At 70.0% G+C, this 16,463-nt stretch carries 12 protein-coding genes; 2 read left to right on the top strand and 10 right to left on the bottom strand.

Going from position 1 to position 16,463, the window contains the following annotated elements; translation table 11 throughout:
- Positions 1–131 precede the first annotated feature (131 nt).
- The 5 genes from AC1P0E_RS27625 to gcl all read right to left on the bottom strand — a co-directional run bounded on the left by AC1P0E_RS27625 (position 132) and on the right by gcl (position 7,098).
- The gene (locus AC1P0E_RS27625; protein ID WP_482744816.1) at positions 132–1,118 is read right to left on the bottom strand and encodes an NAD-dependent epimerase/dehydratase family protein; all 987 of its coding nucleotides are present in this window, start codon (positions 1,116–1,118) and stop codon (positions 132–134) included.
- Positions 1,119–1,241: 123 nt separating this feature from the next.
- A complete protein-coding gene (locus AC1P0E_RS27620; protein ID WP_482744815.1) occupies positions 1,242–2,336 on the bottom strand; it encodes a type III polyketide synthase in 1,095 nt (364 codons plus the stop codon).
- Positions 2,337–2,429: 93 nt separating this feature from the next.
- Entirely contained in the window at positions 2,430–3,662 is a 1,233-nt protein-coding gene (locus AC1P0E_RS27615) for a cytochrome P450 (RefSeq protein WP_482745918.1), read from the bottom strand.
- Positions 3,663–3,741: 79 nt separating this feature from the next.
- Positions 3,742–5,109 (bottom strand): vanadium-dependent haloperoxidase, encoded by a 1,368-nt coding sequence (locus AC1P0E_RS27610; protein WP_482744814.1) that lies wholly within the window; start codon positions 5,107–5,109, stop codon positions 3,742–3,744.
- Between the two features lie 204 nt (positions 5,110–5,313).
- Positions 5,314–7,098, bottom strand: coding sequence for a glyoxylate carboligase (gene gcl / locus AC1P0E_RS27605; protein ID WP_482744813.1), 1,785 nt, complete (start codon positions 7,096–7,098; stop codon positions 5,314–5,316).
- Between the two features lie 230 nt (positions 7,099–7,328).
- Between gcl and AC1P0E_RS27600 the strand changes: the two genes are divergently transcribed.
- Complete coding sequence (locus AC1P0E_RS27600; RefSeq protein ID WP_482744812.1) at positions 7,329–8,075, top strand: hypothetical protein; 747 nt, start codon at positions 7,329–7,331, stop codon at positions 8,073–8,075.
- Between the two features lie 91 nt (positions 8,076–8,166).
- On the opposite strand, the gene AC1P0E_RS27595 is transcribed toward AC1P0E_RS27600, so the two are convergent.
- From AC1P0E_RS27595 to AC1P0E_RS27585, 3 genes are all read right to left on the bottom strand, one after another.
- Complete coding sequence (locus AC1P0E_RS27595; protein ID WP_482744811.1) at positions 8,167–9,786, bottom strand: AMP-binding protein; 1,620 nt, start codon at positions 9,784–9,786, stop codon at positions 8,167–8,169.
- A complete protein-coding gene (locus tag AC1P0E_RS27590; RefSeq protein ID WP_482744810.1) occupies positions 9,783–11,459 on the bottom strand; it encodes an AMP-binding protein in 1,677 nt (558 codons plus the stop codon). Before AC1P0E_RS27590 ends, AC1P0E_RS27595 begins: the two co-directional genes overlap by 4 nt.
- An 81-nt stretch (positions 11,460–11,540) precedes the next feature.
- The gene (locus AC1P0E_RS27585) at positions 11,541–12,674 is read right to left on the bottom strand and encodes a winged helix DNA-binding domain-containing protein (RefSeq protein WP_482744809.1); all 1,134 of its coding nucleotides are present in this window, start codon (positions 12,672–12,674) and stop codon (positions 11,541–11,543) included.
- Between the two features lie 144 nt (positions 12,675–12,818).
- On the opposite strand from AC1P0E_RS27585, the gene AC1P0E_RS27580 reads away from it, so the two are divergent.
- Positions 12,819–13,979 (top strand): magnesium and cobalt transport protein CorA, encoded by a 1,161-nt coding sequence (locus tag AC1P0E_RS27580; protein ID WP_482744808.1) that lies wholly within the window; start codon positions 12,819–12,821, stop codon positions 13,977–13,979.
- Positions 13,980–14,011: 32 nt separating this feature from the next.
- Here AC1P0E_RS27580 and AC1P0E_RS27575 read toward each other — a convergent pair whose 3' ends face one another.
- Positions 14,012–15,166, bottom strand: a complete 1,155-nt coding sequence (locus AC1P0E_RS27575; RefSeq protein WP_482744807.1) for an aminotransferase class V-fold PLP-dependent enzyme — start codon at positions 15,164–15,166, stop codon at positions 14,012–14,014.
- A gap of 486 nt (positions 15,167–15,652) precedes the next feature.
- On the bottom strand, positions 15,653–16,462 hold the full coding sequence (xdhC, locus tag AC1P0E_RS27570) for a xanthine dehydrogenase accessory protein XdhC (protein ID WP_482744806.1): 810 nt from the start codon (positions 16,460–16,462) through the stop codon (positions 15,653–15,655).
- Between the last annotated feature and the right edge of the window lies 1 nt (position 16,463).

The following is a 16,463-nucleotide window of genomic DNA, read 5'->3' as shown; positions in this document are numbered from 1 at the left end:
CACACACTCCGCCCGACGGCGCGAACGTCATGTCGCGCCAGTCTCGTGCCGTCGGGCGGTAGCAGTTTCCCTGCCAGGGCGCGGGGTGCGTACGGACGGTCCCGTGCGCACCCCGTGCCCTTCAGGCGTTCTCAGGCGCCCAGCGCCCGCGCCTCCTTCTCCGGGGGCAGGCCGACCACCGGGCGGTCCGGCCGCTGCGGCGCCACCCCGCCCAGCTTCCCCAGCCACGCCCACGTGTCGGCCACCGTCTCGCCGACCGGCCGGCAGCGCAGCCCCGCGTCGAGTGCCTTGCTGACGTCGGTGTCGTGCATCGTGTCGTACAGCTCCCCCGGCGGCACCCACACCGGCAGCTCCAGCCACGGTTCGATCCCCGCCGCCACGATCACCTCGGGGTCGGTCCAGCGCAGCTCCGCGTCGCCGCCCGTGGTCCGTACGCACTCCTCCAGCAGCTCGCCCATCGTCGCGTGCCCCCGCGGGCCGATGATGTTGTACGGTCCCCCGAGGCCTCGCGCGGCGGCGTCCAGCAGCCATGCCGCGAGGTCACGCGCGTCGACGTACTGCACCGCCATGTCCTTCGGCCCGGGCGCCAGCACCGGCCCGCCCCGGGCGATCCGCGTCAGCCACCACGGCAGGCGGCCGATGTTCTCGCCGGGGCCGAGAATGAGCCCGGCCCGTGCCAGCAACGCCCGGTCGCCGAAGGCCTCGACCGCCGCCAGCTCACCGCCCCGCTTGGCCTGCGGGTACGCGACGTCGTCGCCCGCGTCGGCCGAGCCGTCGACCACCGCACCGTCCTCCCCCTGTCCCGCCGGGGACGGGTACGCGTACACGGAGGCGCTCGACACGTACGCGTAGTGCCCGGCGCGCCCGGCCAGCAGCCGCGCCGCGTCCCGTACGGCGGACGGCGCGCCCGACCACGTGTCGACGACGATGTCCCACTCCCCCTGCCCGAGCGCCGCGAGGCCGTCCGCGGCCGTGCGGTCGCCGTGCAGGGCGACGACGCCGGGCGGCGCCGCGTGCTGCCCCCGGTGGAACACCGTCACGTCCCAGCCTCGCGCCAGCGCGTCGTCGGTGACGGCGCGGCCGACAAACTCTGTACCGCCCAAGATCAGTAGCCTCATGCGGGCCACTCTGCCGAGCGGGAGTCCCTTTGGGAACGCGCGCTCGCTCTCGGCGCAATGACGGCCGGCCGGCCGCCCCGTGCGCTGGGGCGGCCGGCCGGTCGCGGGACTGCTTGCCCCGGGTCAGCCGACCGACACCGCCGCCACGACGCCCGGGGCAGTGACCGCGGTCGCGCCCGCCCACCGGCCGATGGCCGTCTCGGCCGTGATGCCGGGCCCGAACCCGGCGATGAGCCCGCCCGCTCCGTGCTCGACGCCGCCCTCCTCGAACAGCCGGGCCAGCGCGTCGAAGACCACGGAACTGGCGATGTTCCCGCGCTCGGTGAGCGTGGCCCGGCTGAACCGGAACATCTCCGGCGGCAGCTCCAGGTAGTGGCACAGATCGTCGAGGATGCGCGGCCCGCCCGCGTGGACGATGAAGAAGTCCATCTGCGCGATTTCCCAACTGTGCTGGGCGATCAGCGACTTGAGGGCCGGTGCCAGCATCTGCATGGTTCCGGGGACCCGTTTGTCGAGCAGGAAGTGGAACCCGGTGTCCCGTACGGCGTACGAGATCCAGTCCTCGGTGTTGGGCACGAGATGTGAGCCGTTGCGCTCGATCCGCATGCCCACGCCGCCCTCGCCGCGCACCACGGCCGCCGAGATCGCGTCGCCGAACAGGCCGTTGGAGAGCAGTGAGCCCACCCCCAGGTCGGTCGGCTGGTAGCACAGCGAGCAGAACTCGCAGGACACGATCAGCACATTGGCCTGCGGATACGCCGTACAGAAATCATGCGCGCGGTTGATCGCCGCACCGCCTCCGGCGCAGCCGAGCTGGGCGATGGGCAGCTGCCGGGTCTCCGATCTGAAGCCCATCGTGTTGATCAGCCAGGCGGTCAGCGACGGCATCATGAAGCCGGTGCAGGAGACATAGACGATCAGGTCGATGTCGCCGGGCTCCACCTCGGCGTGGGCGAGCGCCTGGCGTACGACGCCGGGGACCCGCGCCTTGGCCTCGGCCTCGTACAGCTGATTGCGGATCTCGAAACCGGGGTGCCGCAGGGTGTCTTCGATCGGCTGGACGATATGGCGGGTGCGCACACCCGTGTTCTCGATGAGGCGCAGGACGAGGTCGCGTTGCGGATGGTCCGCGTGCGTCTCACGGGCCAGCGCGAGTGTCTGCTCCATCGTGATGACATGGTCGGGTACGGCGACGGACGGTCGGCACAGTGTGGCCATGGGTTTTCCTTGTCTCATGCCGGGCAGCGGTATCGCCGGGCTGTAGTCACCACGGGTGGTCGGCACCGCGGGTGGTCGTCACACGGGCGGTTGTCACCACGCGACGGGCAGGCCCAGCGGGTAGCGCCAGATCGATGTCGTGTTCCAGCGCACCTCCGACGGGTCCACCGCCAGCCGCAGGCCGGGAAAGCGGTCGAGGAGCGTGGCGAAGACGACTTCCAGCTCCATCGCGGCGAGCGGCGCCCCGAGGCAGTGGTGCGCTCCCCAGCCGAAGGTCATGTGGGGAACGGTGGGCCGGTCGACGTCCAGCTCGTCGGGCCGGTCGAACTTCCGCTCGTCGCGGTTAGCGGTGAGGTACGAGACGTGGACGACGTCCCCGGCCCTGATCAGCACCCCGCTCAGCTCCACGTCCTCGGTGGCGATCCGCGGGATGCCGACGCCCTTGCGGAAGGGGATGAAGCGCAGGAGCTCCTCGATCGCCGCCGGAAGGGCCGAGGGCCGCGCGCGGAGTGTGCCCAGTACTTCGGGGCGGCTGAGCAGGGTGTACGCGATGTTCCCGATCTCGTACGTCGTGGTGTCCTGGCCCGTGATGAGCAGAACCATCGACATGACCGCCAGCTCGTCGTCGTCGAGCAGCTCGGCGCCGTCGCGGGCGGTGGCCAGCGTACTGATCATGTCGTCGCCGGGGGCGCGGCGCCGCTCGGCGCTGAGCCTGGCGAAGTAGGAACGCAGCTCGGCCTTGGAGCGGACGGCCGCTTCCCGGTTGTCGGCGCTCACGTTCATCATGGTGAGCGCGTGCGCGCGCAGCCGGGGCCGGTCGTCCTCGGGAATGTCGAGGACCTCACAGATCGTCATGAGCGGCAGCGGCGCCGCCACATGCTCGATGAGGTCGGCGGGTGAGCCGAGGTCCGCCATCCGGTCGAGCATCAGGTCCACGACGCTCTGGGTCCGCTGCCGCATCCGCTCCACATGGCGCGGCGCGAAGCTCTTGGCGACCAGGCTGCGCAGCCGGCTGCTCGCCGGCGGGTCCATCAGGTTGATCGACTCGGACTGCACGATCGGCTCGGGCGTCATCCTCGGGAAGTCGCGGCCCTTGACGGCGCTGCGGCTGAACCGCCGGTCGGTGGTCACGGTCCGCACGTCCTCGTAGCGCGTCACGAGCCAGGCCTCGCCGTCGCCGTACGGCATCCGGATGCGGGCCACGGGCTCGGCCTCCAGCATCTGCCGGAGCTGGGGGTCGAACTCGAGGGCCTCCGCGTAGTCGAAGGGGCAGCTCCATACGGTGCCGGTGGTCTCCACGTTGCTCCAGACGGTGTGCGGGTCGATGTCCGACACACATCCCCAAGTGGGACGACGGTCATGTCCCCATGCGGGTTAATTAACCGATTAGAGGGAGATGCGGACTTCAGCGAGGACACTTCGGCAGAGACCACTGCGGCGGCAGCGATGCCCCCGACAGCTGCGATGGCTGCGGCGTGGCCCTGCGCAGCGGCCGGAAGTAGTGGGCGAGCGCCCAGTCCCCGACGCGCCCGCCGGCGTTGCACCCGGCGACGTCCGCGCTGCGGAAGTGGATTCCGCCCCAGACGCGGGCGTCGACCATGTCCTGGTTGAACCGGTCGGCGTGCGTGTAGTGCCGTGAGGTGGCGGTGGCCTCGGAGCGGACGTACAGGTCGAGGCGTGACGTGCCGAGCACCCCGGCCGCGGTCCGCATCACGGCGCCGGCGACGGCGGCGTGGCCGCTGATGTAGTCGGGGTGCGGGGGCGTGACGAGCAGCGGCTGCCAGTCGGGGTCCGGCTCGGTCGCGGGGTTGTCGTCGGCGTCGGCCAGGTGGATGGCGTGGATCGGCCGCCAGAGGCCGTAGTGGAGCTTGGAGTCCCACGCGGTGATGACCGCGTCGGCCGCGGAGGTGTTCACCGCGGCGAACAGCCGCGCCGTGTCGGCGATGCCGAGGCGGTGCCGGGCGGCGTAGTCCCGGAACGCTGTCTGGAACTGCACCAGCAGATTGCCTCCGAAGAAGAGGGCGGTCTCGGTCTGGTGCGCGGTTCTGCTCGATCCCGTCTCCGCCCCCATGGCCTTCACCTCGTTCACGTCCCTCGCGTAGCGGGCCGAGGACAGAGCGGGCGGCGGGCCGGGGCGTACCTGGTCCGGGGCCTCGAGCAGCAGCGGGCGCATCGTGCCGAGCCAGGTGTCGAGATAGGGCTGATGCGCGGGCGGGGTGGGCCGCCAGGCGCCGGGGGCGGGCGGGGCGTCGTATTCGACCGGTTCGAAGCGGCCGTCGTCCTCGCGGAGCTTGACGATGTGTTCGGCGGCGCGCTTCCCGTAGACCACGCCCTGGTCCTCGGCGCGGCCGTCGGGGATCTTGGCGAGGGATTTGGCGTACTCGGCGTCGAGCCGGGTCTGGGACGCGGGGAAGTAGGTGAGCAGTACGCGGTGTGCGGCGGCCACGGCCGCCGCCTCGGGGGACGCGGTGGAGGGCCCTCTCGCCTTCCACTTGTAGAGGGCGTACCGGCCCTGGATGCCGACCACGGCGTTGTAGACGGCGGCGGAGACGAACGCGTGCCAGACGGCCACCTGACCGGAGGGGTGCATGGCGCCGAGGTTCGCGCTGATGGTCTGGGTGGTGATGGCGTTCCATTCGCGGACCGCCGCGGGGTCCGCCGAAGGCGCCCGATGGCTCCCGGCGGCAGCGGTGGGCGCGGCCGTGGCGGGGACGGCGACGAGTGCGAGCGTCGCGAGGATGCCGATGACGGCTCGTGGGCAGTTCAGGCGCAAGGGGGCACTCCCTCGGAGCGGTATGACCGGGATGGGCACCGGATGAGGTGCTGGATCAAGATCAACCGCTGCGTCCGGGATCTGCAAGCCGGAGGACGCAATGAGGTGTACGTGCCCGCCCCGAACGCCGGAGGCCCGGCCTGCGGAAGCAGACCGGGCCTCGGGAACGGGCAGAGGAAAACGCGATGCGTCGGACGAGACGCGTCAGACGAGCGGACGGATCGCCGTGGGGGCGTGACCCGGCTCGGTGGCCAGCTCCTCGAACTCGGTGACGTCGCTCATGTCGACCGTCTTGCTCATCGAGATGTTGGTGATGCGCTCCAGGATGGCCTCGACGACCACCGGGACCTGGAACTCCTGGGCCAGCTTCTTGGCCTGCTCGAAGGCGGCACCCAGCTCGTTCGGGTCGGTGACCCTGATGGCCTTGACACCCAGACCCTCGGCGACCTTGACGTGGTCGACGCCGTAGACGCCCAGCTCCGGGGTGTTGATGTTCTCGAACTCGAGGTTGACCTCGAAGTTGATGCCCAGGCCGCCCTGCGCCTGACGGATCAGACCCAGGTAGGCGTTGTTCACCAGGACGTGAACGTAGGGAACCTTGTGCTGCGCGGCGACAGCCAGCTCCTCGATCATGAACTGGAAGTCGTAGTCGCCCGAGAGCGCGACGATCGGGGTCTCCGGGTCGGCGGTGGCGGCACCGATCGCGGCCGGGATGGTCCAGCCGAGCGGGCCGGCCTGGCCGCAGTTGATCCAGTTGCGCGGCCGGTAGACGTGCAGCATCTGCGCGCCGGCGATCTGGGAGAGGCCGATGGTGGTGACGTAGCGCGTCTCCGGGCCGAAGGCCTTGTTCATCTCCTCGTACACGCGCTGCGGCTTCATCGGGATGTTGTCGAAGTGCGTACGGCGCTGCAGGGTGGCCTTGCGCTCCTGACCGGAGGCGGCCCACGCGCTGAAGTCGGGCAGCTTGCCCTCGGCCTTGAGCTCCTTCGCGATCTGGATGAACAGCTCCAGTGCGACCTTGGCGTCGGAGGCGATGCCGAAGTCCGGGGCGAAGATCTTGCCGATCTGGGTGGGCTCGATGTCGACGTGGACGAACTTCCGGCCCTTGGTGTAGGCGTCCAGGTTGTAACCGGTGTGGCGGTTGGCCCAGCGGTTGCCGATGCCGAGGACGAAGTCCGACTCGAGGAAGGTCGCGTTGCCGTAGCGGTGCGAGGTCTGCACGCCGACCATGCCGGCGCTCAGCTCGTGGTCGTCGGGGATGGTGCCCCAGCCCATCAGGGTGGAGATGACCGGGACGCCGGTGAGCTCGGCGAACTCGACGAGCAGGTCGCAGGCGTCGGCGTTGATGATGCCGCCGCCGGCCACGATCAGCGGGCGCTCGGACTCCAGCAGGAACCGGATGGCCTTCTCGGCCTGGGCGCGGGTCGCCTGCGGCTTGTAGGGCTGCAGCGGCTCGTAGGTCTCCGGGTCGAACTCGATCTCGGTCAGCTGGACGTCGATCGGCAGGTCGATCAGGACCGGGCCGGGACGGCCGGAGCGCATCAGGTGGAAGGCCTGCTGGAAGACGCCGGGAACCTGAGCGGCCTCCAGGACGGTCGTCGCGGCCTTGGTGACCGGCTTGGCGATCGACGCGATGTCGACGGCCTGGAAGTCCTCCTTGTGGAGCTTCGCGACCGGGGCCTGTCCGGTGATGCACAGGATCGGGATCGAGTCCGCGATCGCGGAGTACAGGCCGGTGATCATGTCGGTGCCGGCCGGGCCCGAGGTACCGATGCAGACACCGATGTTGCCCGCCTTGGCACGGGTGTAGCCCTCGGCCATGTGGGAAGCGCCCTCGACGTGGCGGGCCAGCGTGTGCTTGACACCACCGACGTTCTTGAGCTCGCGGTAGAAGGGGTTGATCGCGGCGCCGGGCACGCCGAACGCTTGCTCAACACCCTCCCGCTTGAGGATCTCCACTGCAGCGGCGGCGGCTGTCATTCGAGGCATCGCGATACTCCTGCTCGGCCAGTCGGAGCGACTCACCGCTGCGGGCCGGTGAGCTTCACTCCATAGTTTCCATAATGCGGAATTCTGATTCTGCTATACGGAAGCAATTTAGGGCGAGGCCGGGCGCACGTCAAGAGCGGGCTTGGTTGAAGACCCTCCCCAAGGGGTCGCTCTTGGTGGACGATGGGCGACGTACCGCAGTCGTACGCACCGGTCCGAGGGGGACGGTCATGGGAGAGAACGTGCCGGTGCGCTGCCCGGCATGCCGTCGACAGCACACCTTCACGCCACCGGTCTTCCCGTGCGCGTGCGGGGAGCCACTGGCGCCGCCGCTGTTACGGGGCGCGGCGCCGGAGCGGATCACCCACCGCACCTGGACCGACGCGTGGGTGACGGTCCGGTGCGGCTCGTGCGGCCGCCAGGACCAGTGGCCGCAGCCGGAGCTGGGCTGCGCCTGCGGCGCGGTGCTGCGCATTCCGGTACGTCCCGTGCCGCGCCCCGCGCCGCCTTCGGCCGCGCCCTCCGCCGGGCCGGGACCGGGCTCCGCCGGCTTCCGCCCGTTCCACATCCCGCTGCCGCCGACGGCGGCTCCCCCGCGTCCGAAGTTCCGCCCGATGACGATCAGGACCGCGCGGGACGCGGTGACCGCGGCGGCGCTCTACCTCAAGTGGCTCGGCTTCCGCGACATCATGCAGTCCCCCGAGCGGCCGGCCTCCGGCATCGACCTGCGCGCACCGGGCCTGGTCGCCCAGGTCGACCCGACGACCCACCCGGCCGGCCTGCGCGAGGTCGAGTGCCTGTGGCTCCACGGCCTCAGCGCGTCCGCGGTGAGTGTGTTCTTCTCCCTCGCCGGGTACGCCGACGACGCCCGGGCCCGCGCGGACGCCCTGGGGGTGCCGCTCTTCGTCATGGACCTCACGGGGACGCCGCAACCGGTCAACCGCCCGGCGGACGAACTGCTCAGCACCGGCGTCTGAGCGACGGCGGCAGGAGGCCGCGCACGGCCTGGACCGCCGGCCGCGGGTCCGCATGCGGCGCGAGCTGTGACGGCAGGGCGGGCGAGCGGACCTAACCCTGGTACCGCTCCCGCAGTTCGATCTTCCTGACCTTCCCGCTGACCGTCATCGGGAACGAGTCCATGACCCGCAGGCGGCGCGGGATCTTGTAGTGGGCCAGTTGCTCGCGGCAGTACGACGTCAGCTCCTCCAGCGTCGGGGGATCCTGCCGGTCGCGCGGGACGACGCAGGCCAGGATCTCCTCGCCGTAACGCTCGTCGGGGACACCGACCACCTGGACGTCGGAGATCTTGGGGTGGCCGTAGAGGAACTCCTCGATCTCGCGCGGATAGACGTTCTCACCGCCCCTGATGATCATGTCCTTGATCCGGCCGACGATCTGGACGTAGCCGTCCTCGCGGATCACCGCCAGGTCGCCCGTGTGCATCCAGCGGCCCGCGTCGATGACGTCCGCCGTCTTCTGCGGCTCGTCCCAGTAGCCGAGCATCACGCTGTAGCCACGGGTGCACAGCTCACCCGCCTCACCGCGCGGCAGCGTCACGCCCGTCACCGGGTCGACGACCTTGACCTCGATGTGCGGCATGACCCGGCCGACCGTGCCCGTACGGCGCTCCAGATCGTCGTCGCGGCGGGTCTGGGTGGACACCGGGGACGTCTCCGTCATGCCGTAGCAGATGGACACCTCGGCCATGTGCATCTCGGCGACCACCCGTTTCATCACCTCCACGGGACAGGGCGAGCCGGCCATGATGCCGGTGCGCAGGGAGGACAGGTCGTACGAGGAGAAGTCCTCGAGACCCAGCTCCGCGATGAACATCGTCGGGACGCCGTAGAGCGAGGTGCAGCGCTCCTCCTGAACGGCTCGCAGCGTCGCCGCCGGGTCGAAGGAAGGGGCGGGGACCACGATGCACGCGCCGTGCGAGGTGGCCGCGAGATTTCCCATGACCATGCCGAAGCAGTGGTAGAACGGGACGGGCAGGCAGATCCGGTCCTGCTCGGTGTAGCCGACCATCTCGCCCACGAAGTACCCGTTGTTGAGGATGTTGTGGTGGGAGAGGGTGGCGCCCTTCGGGAAGCCCGTCGTTCCCGAGGTGTACTGGATGTTGACGGGATCGTCGCACGACAACTCGGCAGCGCGCAGAGCCAGTTGCCCGGCGTCGGCCTCTTGGGCCGCGTCGAGCAGCACGTCCCACGAACCGTCCCCGATGAAGTGGACCGCCCGCAGTCCGGGACAGTCCGGCCGCACCTGGTCGACCAGCGCGCGGTAGTCGCTCGTCTTGTGGGACTGCGAGGCGAAGAGGACCGAGACCCCGGCCTGGCCGAGTACGTACGCCAGCTCGTGCGCCCGGTACGCGGGATTGATGTTCACCATGATGGCGCCGATCCGGGCGGTCGCGTACTGCACGAGCACCCACTCGGCGCAGTTCACCGCCCAGATCCCCACCCGGTCGCCCTTCGCGACCCCGGTCCCGATCAGCCCGCGCGCCAACTGGTCGACGGCCGCGCCGAATTCGGCGTACGTCCAGCGGGTCCCCTCCGCCACATCGACCAGCGCCTCCCGGTCCGGGTACGCCGCGATCGCCCGGTCGAGGTTCTGGCCGATCGTTTCGCCGAGGAGCGGGGTGGACCCGGTCCCGTGCGCGTAGGAGTTGGCGTCCGGTGTCGGCCTCATCGCAGGTCCCCTTCGTCGTATTCCGCCTCCGAACCCATCGCCGTACGCTCACGCAGCTCGATCCGGCGGATCTTGCCGGACACCGTCTTCGGCAGCTCGGCGAACTCGATGCGCCGGATGCGCTGGTACGCCGCGAGCACCGACCGCGAGTGGGCGAACAGCACCTTGGCCGTGTCGGGCCCCGGCTCCCACCCCTGCGCGAGTACGACGTACGCCTTCGGCACGGCGAGCCGCAGCGGGTCGGGCGCGGGCACGACCGCCGCCTCCGCCACCGCCTCGTGTTCGAGCAGCGCGCTCTCCAGCTCGAAGGGCGAGATCTTGTAGTCGGAGGCCTTGAAAACGTCGTCGGAACGCCCGATATACGTCACATACCCGTCGGCGTCCCGCGAACCGATGTCTCCGGTGCGGTAATAGCCGCCCGCCATGGCCTCCGCCGTACGCTCGGGATCGCCGTGGTAGCCGGTCATCAGCCCGACCGGCTCGGCGGACAGGTCGAGGCAGATCTCGCCCTCGCTCACCCCCGCCTCCCCCGTGACCGGGTCGAGCAGCTCGATGACGAAACCGGGGCTCGGCCGCCCCATGGAGCCGGCGAGGAGCCGCTGCCCCGGGGTGTTGGCGACCTGGACGGACGTCTCCGTCTGCCCGAAGCCGTCCCTGATCGTCACGCCCCACTCGCGCCGCACCGTCTCGATGACCTCCGGGTTGAGCGGCTCCCCGGCGGCGAGTGCCTCGCGCGGCGGAGTGCGCAGCAGCCCGAGATCGGCCTGGATCAGCATGCGCCAGACGGTGGGCGGGGCGCAGAAACTGGTGACGCCGGCGCGGTCCATTTCGGCCATCAGCCTGGCCGGGTCGAAGCGTGTGTAGTTGTAGATGAAGACGGTCGCCTCGGCGTTCCACGGGGCGAAGAGATTCGACCAGGCGTGCTTGGCCCAGCCGGGCGAGGAGATGTTGAGATGGACGTCGCCGGGCTTGAGCCCGATCCAGTACATGGTCGTCAAATGCCCGACGGGGTACGAGGCGTGGGTGTGCTCGACGAGCTTGGGCCGGGCCGTCGTACCGGAGGTGAAGTAGAGCATCAGCGGGTCGGTGGCGTGCGTAACGCCGTCGGGCACGAAGGCTTCCGGGCTGCGGTAGGAATCGGCGTACGACAGCGGGCCCGCGCGGCCGCCCACAACAACGCGCGTGTAGTCCCCCGGTACGTCGTCGAACTTCGCCGCGTCCTCGTCCCGCACGATCACGTGCCGGGCCCTGCCGCGCTCGACCCGGTCCCGCAGATCGGCGGGTCCGAGCAGCGGCGTGGCCGGAATGACCACGGCGCGCAGCTTCATCGCGGCGAGCGCGGTCTCCCACAGCTCGACCTGGTTGCCGAGCATGACCAGGACGCGGTCCCCCGCCAAGACACCTTGCGCGCGCAGCCAGTTGGCGACCTGCCCGGAGCGCGCCGACAGGGCCTCGAAGGAGACCTCCGTGCTCCGGCCGTCCTCCTCCACGATGTGCAGAGCGGTCCTGTCGTTGCCCTCGGCGATCCGGTCGAACCAGTCGAGCGCCCAGTTGAACCGCTCGGGACGCGGCCAGACGAAGCCTTCGTACGCCGCCCCGTAGTCCTCCCGGTGCTGGAGCAGAAAGTCCCGGGCCACCCGGAATCGCTCCGTCGCGTCGCCCTGTGCCGCCATGTGTCCTCCTGATCGCGTGACCACTGCCGGACCGCTCATTGACATCGTGCAGTCAATGACGTCGATGATGCTGAGTTTTCGTCACCCCGAGAAGACACCGAACCGTACGTCGCACGTACCGGCCGACGTCATGGTCGCGAGTACGTACTCCGCCTCCTCCACCAGCGCCGCCCGCTGCGCCCGCGCGAGCGTGCCGAAGGGCTCGATCGTCAGGGTGGCCGAGGCGTGGTCCTTCGTCTCCTCCAGCCGCCAGATGCCTGCCAGCAAGCCGTCCACCAGGAAGGTGCAGTGGCTCTGGTTGCCCTTCCAGGTGCGCGTCTTGTACTCCGCCGGCACCACCCGCGTGCGGTCCGCGTGGGACAGCAGCACGTTGTCGTACTCCGGCAGGAACCGCGGCGGCGCCGGGGTGTCCTCGTCGGGCCGGGGCGCGTCCGGAAGGTCGAACAGCTCGACGCCGTACACGTCCCGGAAAGTGACGAGCCGCAGCCGGAGCCGTTCGAACGCGTCCCGCAGCCGGGTCAGCCCGCACCACGTCTGCATGTCCTTGACCGAGGCCGGGCCGAACGCCGCGAGGTAGCGCCGTACGGTCTCGTCGGGCGCCGGGGCCGGCTCGGACTCCCGCCCGAACCACTTCTCGGCGGTGGTCAGCGCCACCTGCCCGCTCTGTCCCCACAGCCCGCGCGGCGTGACCTGCACCAGCGGCAGCAGGCAGCGCGCTGCGACTGTGACGGCGAGCGGCTCCGCGTCGGGCCACTCCTTCAGCAGTGCCTCGCGGATCTCCTTCAGGGTCCTGGGCCGCTCCTCGACGAGCTCGCGGCTCATCGCCGCCAGCCGTTCCAGGTTCACGCCCGTGAGCCCCTTGCGAAACAGGCTGAGCTCGCGGTCGCGCGCGGCCTGCACGAGCGGGCGCAGCGTGAGGCAGTCGTCGGCGGTGTGCGTGTGAATGGTGGAGCGCAGCGTCACCAGGCGCGCGACCTCGCGGGAGGCCATCAGCCCGGACAGCTCCTCGGGCCTGAAGCCCTCCAGTCGCGCGGCGAGCTGATAGTACGGCGGCTTGGTGTTCTGGGCCTGAAGGCCGACGAGGTGCGCGACGGCGTCCTTCGCGGACATCGCGGTACGCCGGAGCAGCAGCTGGCGCGCCAGGGTGGCGCGGTTGAGCGCGCGGGTGCTCAGTACGGTCGGCGCGGTTACCGGGTTCGTCTTCTGCGAGGCCATGCTCCGCACGCTACCCACGCTCGCGGACAGGTCCGGGTCCGCGGCGGCAGTACGATGCCGACGACATTTGGGACGTATATCCTGCCCATGCCACGGCGCGCCCCGGCTCGCGCGCCCGGTCCGACGCGGGAGGTGAGATCGGCGATGACGGAGCGACGCGTACGTCCCACGCTGTCCCCCATGAAGCACGCCTGGCGCAGGCAGTCCGCACCGCCGGCCGGCCTGGACGACGGGCCCGCCTCGGGCGACCCGGCCGCCTCCTGTGACGGCGTACAGCGCACCGGCGCCAGTGTCGTGCACGCCGCGCTCTACCGCGACGGCCACCACGTCTCCACACCCGACTCGCTCGCCGAGACCTTCCGCCAGCTGCGCGAGTACCCCGACGGCATGGCCTGGATCGGCCTGCACCGTCCGTCCGAGGACGAAATCCACTCCCTGGCCGCCGAGTTCGACCTGCACCCGCTCGCCGTCGAGGACGCGCTGGAGGCCCATCAGCGACCGAAGCTGGAGCGTTACGGCGACACGCTCTTCGTCGTACTGCGCGCGGCCCGCTATCTCGACGCCGCGGAGGAGGTCGACTTCGGTGAGCTGCACGTCTTCGTCGGCCAGGACTTCGTCATCACGGTCCGCCACGGCGCGGCGCCCGACCTCTCCGCCGTACGCACGCGCATGGAGGAGGCCCCCGAGCTGCTGGCGCTGGGACCGGAGGCGGTGCTGTACGCGATCCTCGACGCGGTGGTCGACGGGTACGCTCCGGTCGTCGAGGGCGTACAGAACGACATCGACGAGATCGAGACCGAGGTCTTCCGCGGCGACCCCGAGGTTTCGCGCCGCATCTATGAACTCTCCCGCGAAATGGTCGAGTTCCAGCGCGCCACACGCCCCTTGGTCGGCATGCTGCACAGCCTGATGGCGGGCTTCGCGAAGTACCGTACGGACGAGGAGCTCCAGCGCTACCTGCGCGACGTGGCCGACCACGTCACCCACACCAGCGAACGCGTCGACGGCTTCCGCCAGGCCCTGGCCGACATCCTCACGGTCAACTCCACGCTGGTCACGCAGCAGCAGAACGCGGAAATGCGGGCGCTCGCGGAGGCGGGCTTCGAGCAGAACGAGGAGATCAAGAAGATCTCGTCGTGGGCGGCCATTCTCTTTGCACCCACGTTGGTGGGAACGATCTACGGCATGAACTTCGACGCGATGCCGGAGCTGAAGTGGACGTACGGCTACCCCTTCGCGATCCTGCTGATGGCAGCGGTGTGCACGAGCCTGTACTTCATCTTCAAGCGGCGGGACTGGCTGTAGGCAGCAGGCCGGATGCGCCGACGAGAACGGTCTCAGCGGGTGAGGTCGGCCAGGCTGTTGAGTGCGGTGTCGATCTCTGCTGGAGTGTTGATGACGGCGGTGCCGATGCGGGTGTAGGTCGAGGTGGACAGCCGCACGCGGTGGGTGGCGGCGTGGTCGACGACCTGCTGATGGGTGTGTCCGGCCACGCTGAAACAGGTGATGCCCGCTGAGAGTTCAGGGTCGACAGGGGTGTGCACGGTGACCCCGGGGATGCGGCTCAGTCCTTGCTTCGCCCGCGTCGACAGCTGTGTGATGCGGGCGGCGACGCGTGCTCGGCCCAGCTGCTCCTGCAGCGCCACCGCCACCGGCAGGGCGAAGGCATGCTCGAACGCCAGAAACCCGCCGGGCGACAAGGGCGCTGCTCCCCCGCCACTGATGAAGCTCACGAACGTGGGCCGCAGCTGGTCGAGGACGTCCGGCGCCACCCAGACCATCCCCGTTCCTCTTGGACCGAACAGCCATTTGTGCGTTCCGGCGATCACCACGTCCGCGCCCAGGCCGGCGGCATCCTCGTCGACTGCCGCCAGCCCGTGCACGCCGTCGACGACCAGCAGGCACCGGTCGGCCGGACTGCGCCCTTCATTGGCCCGGCGCACCACCTCGGCCACCGCACGCACCGGCATCCGAAGTCCCGTGCTGGACTGCACCCAGGTGATCCCCACGACTCTGGTGTTAGGGCGTATCGCCTCGCCGACTGCCGCTGCGATGCCGTCCGCCGTCGCGGTGGCCGGATCGGCGAACCAGGAGACCAGCCGCACCGTGGTGCCCTGCTTTTCGGCGGCCAACCGGGCGGCGGTGCGATGGGAGATGTGGTCGTGCTCCGTCAACAAAAACTCTTGTCCCGGACGGGTCACGACGCCGTTGTAGACGACACCCAGCCCGATACTCGTGCTCGCCGTCATAGCGATGTCCTCGGCCCGGCCACCCAGATAGGCCGCGAGCGCCTGGCGTACCCGGGGCCATCCGGTCGGACCGTCGGGCAGCGCCAGCCCCGTGGGCACCGACAGAGGATTGGCGTCGACCTGCGCACTCAGATGATCCACCGCATCCCGCACCACCTTCGGATGCGAGGCCAGGTAGAACAACGCGAGGTTCGCCCATCCCGGCTCCAGACGAAACTGCGCCCGCAAGGCGTCCCAGTCCACGCGCCCGTCGACCGTAGTGACCGGCCGCTCCCGTGGTGTGTTCACCCCTGCCACGCCGGAGCTGGGCACGAGGGTGACCGCCACCGCTCCCGCAGATCTCGCCAGCAGACCGCGCCGACTCGTCATCGACATCCAGCACCCCTTTGCACCGCGACCGGCGGAGCGGTGGCGGAATAGCTGTCGGTGCCCTTCTGGTAACGAGGTTACGCAAAGTGGCCGCGGACGCCGACAGCACCATTACCCAAACGGCCTCCATCGAGGTGCCGCACAGCACAGACCACCCGAAGAGACCAGCCGTCTTGCCTGGAGAAGCACTCCGCCCGGGGCGGGGTTGCCCTCGTCGCCCACGTCGTCGGCCGGACGTTTTGCTCGCCGACGTGGGCTACGACCACGGCACGTACCGGCGCCTGCATAGTCGTGCCGAAAGGGTGCCCCGCATGTGTGCGTTCGCACGAGCGCGGGGCACCCCTGTCGATCCGGGTGGAGTCAGTTCCCCTCGGTTTCGAAGGTGCGCAGCAAATCGGCAGCGACGCTCACGGCGATTGTCGCGGGTTCCTTGCCGGTGATGTCGGCCAGCCCGATCGGGGTCTTGATCCGATCAATGGTGGCCTCGTCGTGACCGCCCTCGGTGGCGAGGCGTTTGCGGAACCGTACCCATTTGGCCGCCGACCCGATCAGCCCGATGGAGCCGAGATGGGTGGTGCGCAAGGCGGCGTCGCACAGAGCGGCGTCCTCGGCGTGATCATGGGTCATGATCAGGGTGTGGGTGCCGCGCGGCAACTCCTCCAGCACCTCCTCGGGCAGCAGCGGCGTGTGATGCACGTGCACCTGCGCCACCGCGTCTGCCAGCACGTCGAGCCGCTCCTTCGTGAGGAGGTCGGAGCGGCTGTCGATCAGATGGAGGTCGAGATCCTGACGGGCCAGGATGCGCGCCAGTTCCAGACCGACGTGCCCGACGCCGAAGATCGCCACCGCCCGTACCACCGGCAGCGGTTCGAGCAGCACCGAGACCGTACCGCCGCAGCACTGCACGCCATGCTGGTTGGTCACCTTGTCGTTCAGGGCGAAATCGATCAGCTCCGGCTCCGGCTTGGACGCCGTGATCATCTCCCGGGCCCGATCGATCGAGACGGCCTCGACATTGCCGCCACCGATCGAGCCCCATGTCCCGGTCTGCCCCACCACGAGTTTCGCACCGGCATCGCGCGGGGCATGGCCGCGCACGATCGCGACGGTCACCAGCACGCCGGACTCCCGGCGTGCTCGCAACCGTGCGACCGCGGCGATCCACGTCATG

It is taken from the genome of Streptomyces sp. TRD_SC_5 (assembly GCF_056836825.1).
Note: the sequence above shows the minus strand (reverse complement) of the source record. Positions and strands in the feature narration are given on the sequence as shown.

Coding starts and splice junctions, on each gene's coding strand:
- AC1P0E_RS27580 (WP_482744808.1), top strand. CDS start 12,819: ATGACGGAGCGACGCGTACGTCCCACGCTGTCCCCCATGAAGCACGCC.
- xdhC (WP_482744806.1), bottom strand. CDS start 16,462: ATGACGTGGATCGCCGCGGTCGCACGGTTGCGAGCACGCCGGGAGTCC.
- AC1P0E_RS27590 (WP_482744810.1), bottom strand. CDS start 11,459: ATGGCGGCACAGGGCGACGCGACGGAGCGATTCCGGGTGGCCCGGGAC.
- AC1P0E_RS27585 (WP_482744809.1), bottom strand. CDS start 12,674: ATGGCCTCGCAGAAGACGAACCCGGTAACCGCGCCGACCGTACTGAGC.
- AC1P0E_RS27600 (WP_482744812.1), top strand. CDS start 7,329: ATGGGAGAGAACGTGCCGGTGCGCTGCCCGGCATGCCGTCGACAGCAC.
- gcl (WP_482744813.1), bottom strand. CDS start 7,098: ATGCCTCGAATGACAGCCGCCGCCGCTGCAGTGGAGATCCTCAAGCGG.
- AC1P0E_RS27595 (WP_482744811.1), bottom strand. CDS start 9,786: ATGAGGCCGACACCGGACGCCAACTCCTACGCGCACGGGACCGGGTCC.
- AC1P0E_RS27620 (WP_482744815.1), bottom strand. CDS start 2,336: ATGGCCACACTGTGCCGACCGTCCGTCGCCGTACCCGACCATGTCATC.
- AC1P0E_RS27625 (WP_482744816.1), bottom strand. CDS start 1,118: ATGAGGCTACTGATCTTGGGCGGTACAGAGTTTGTCGGCCGCGCCGTC.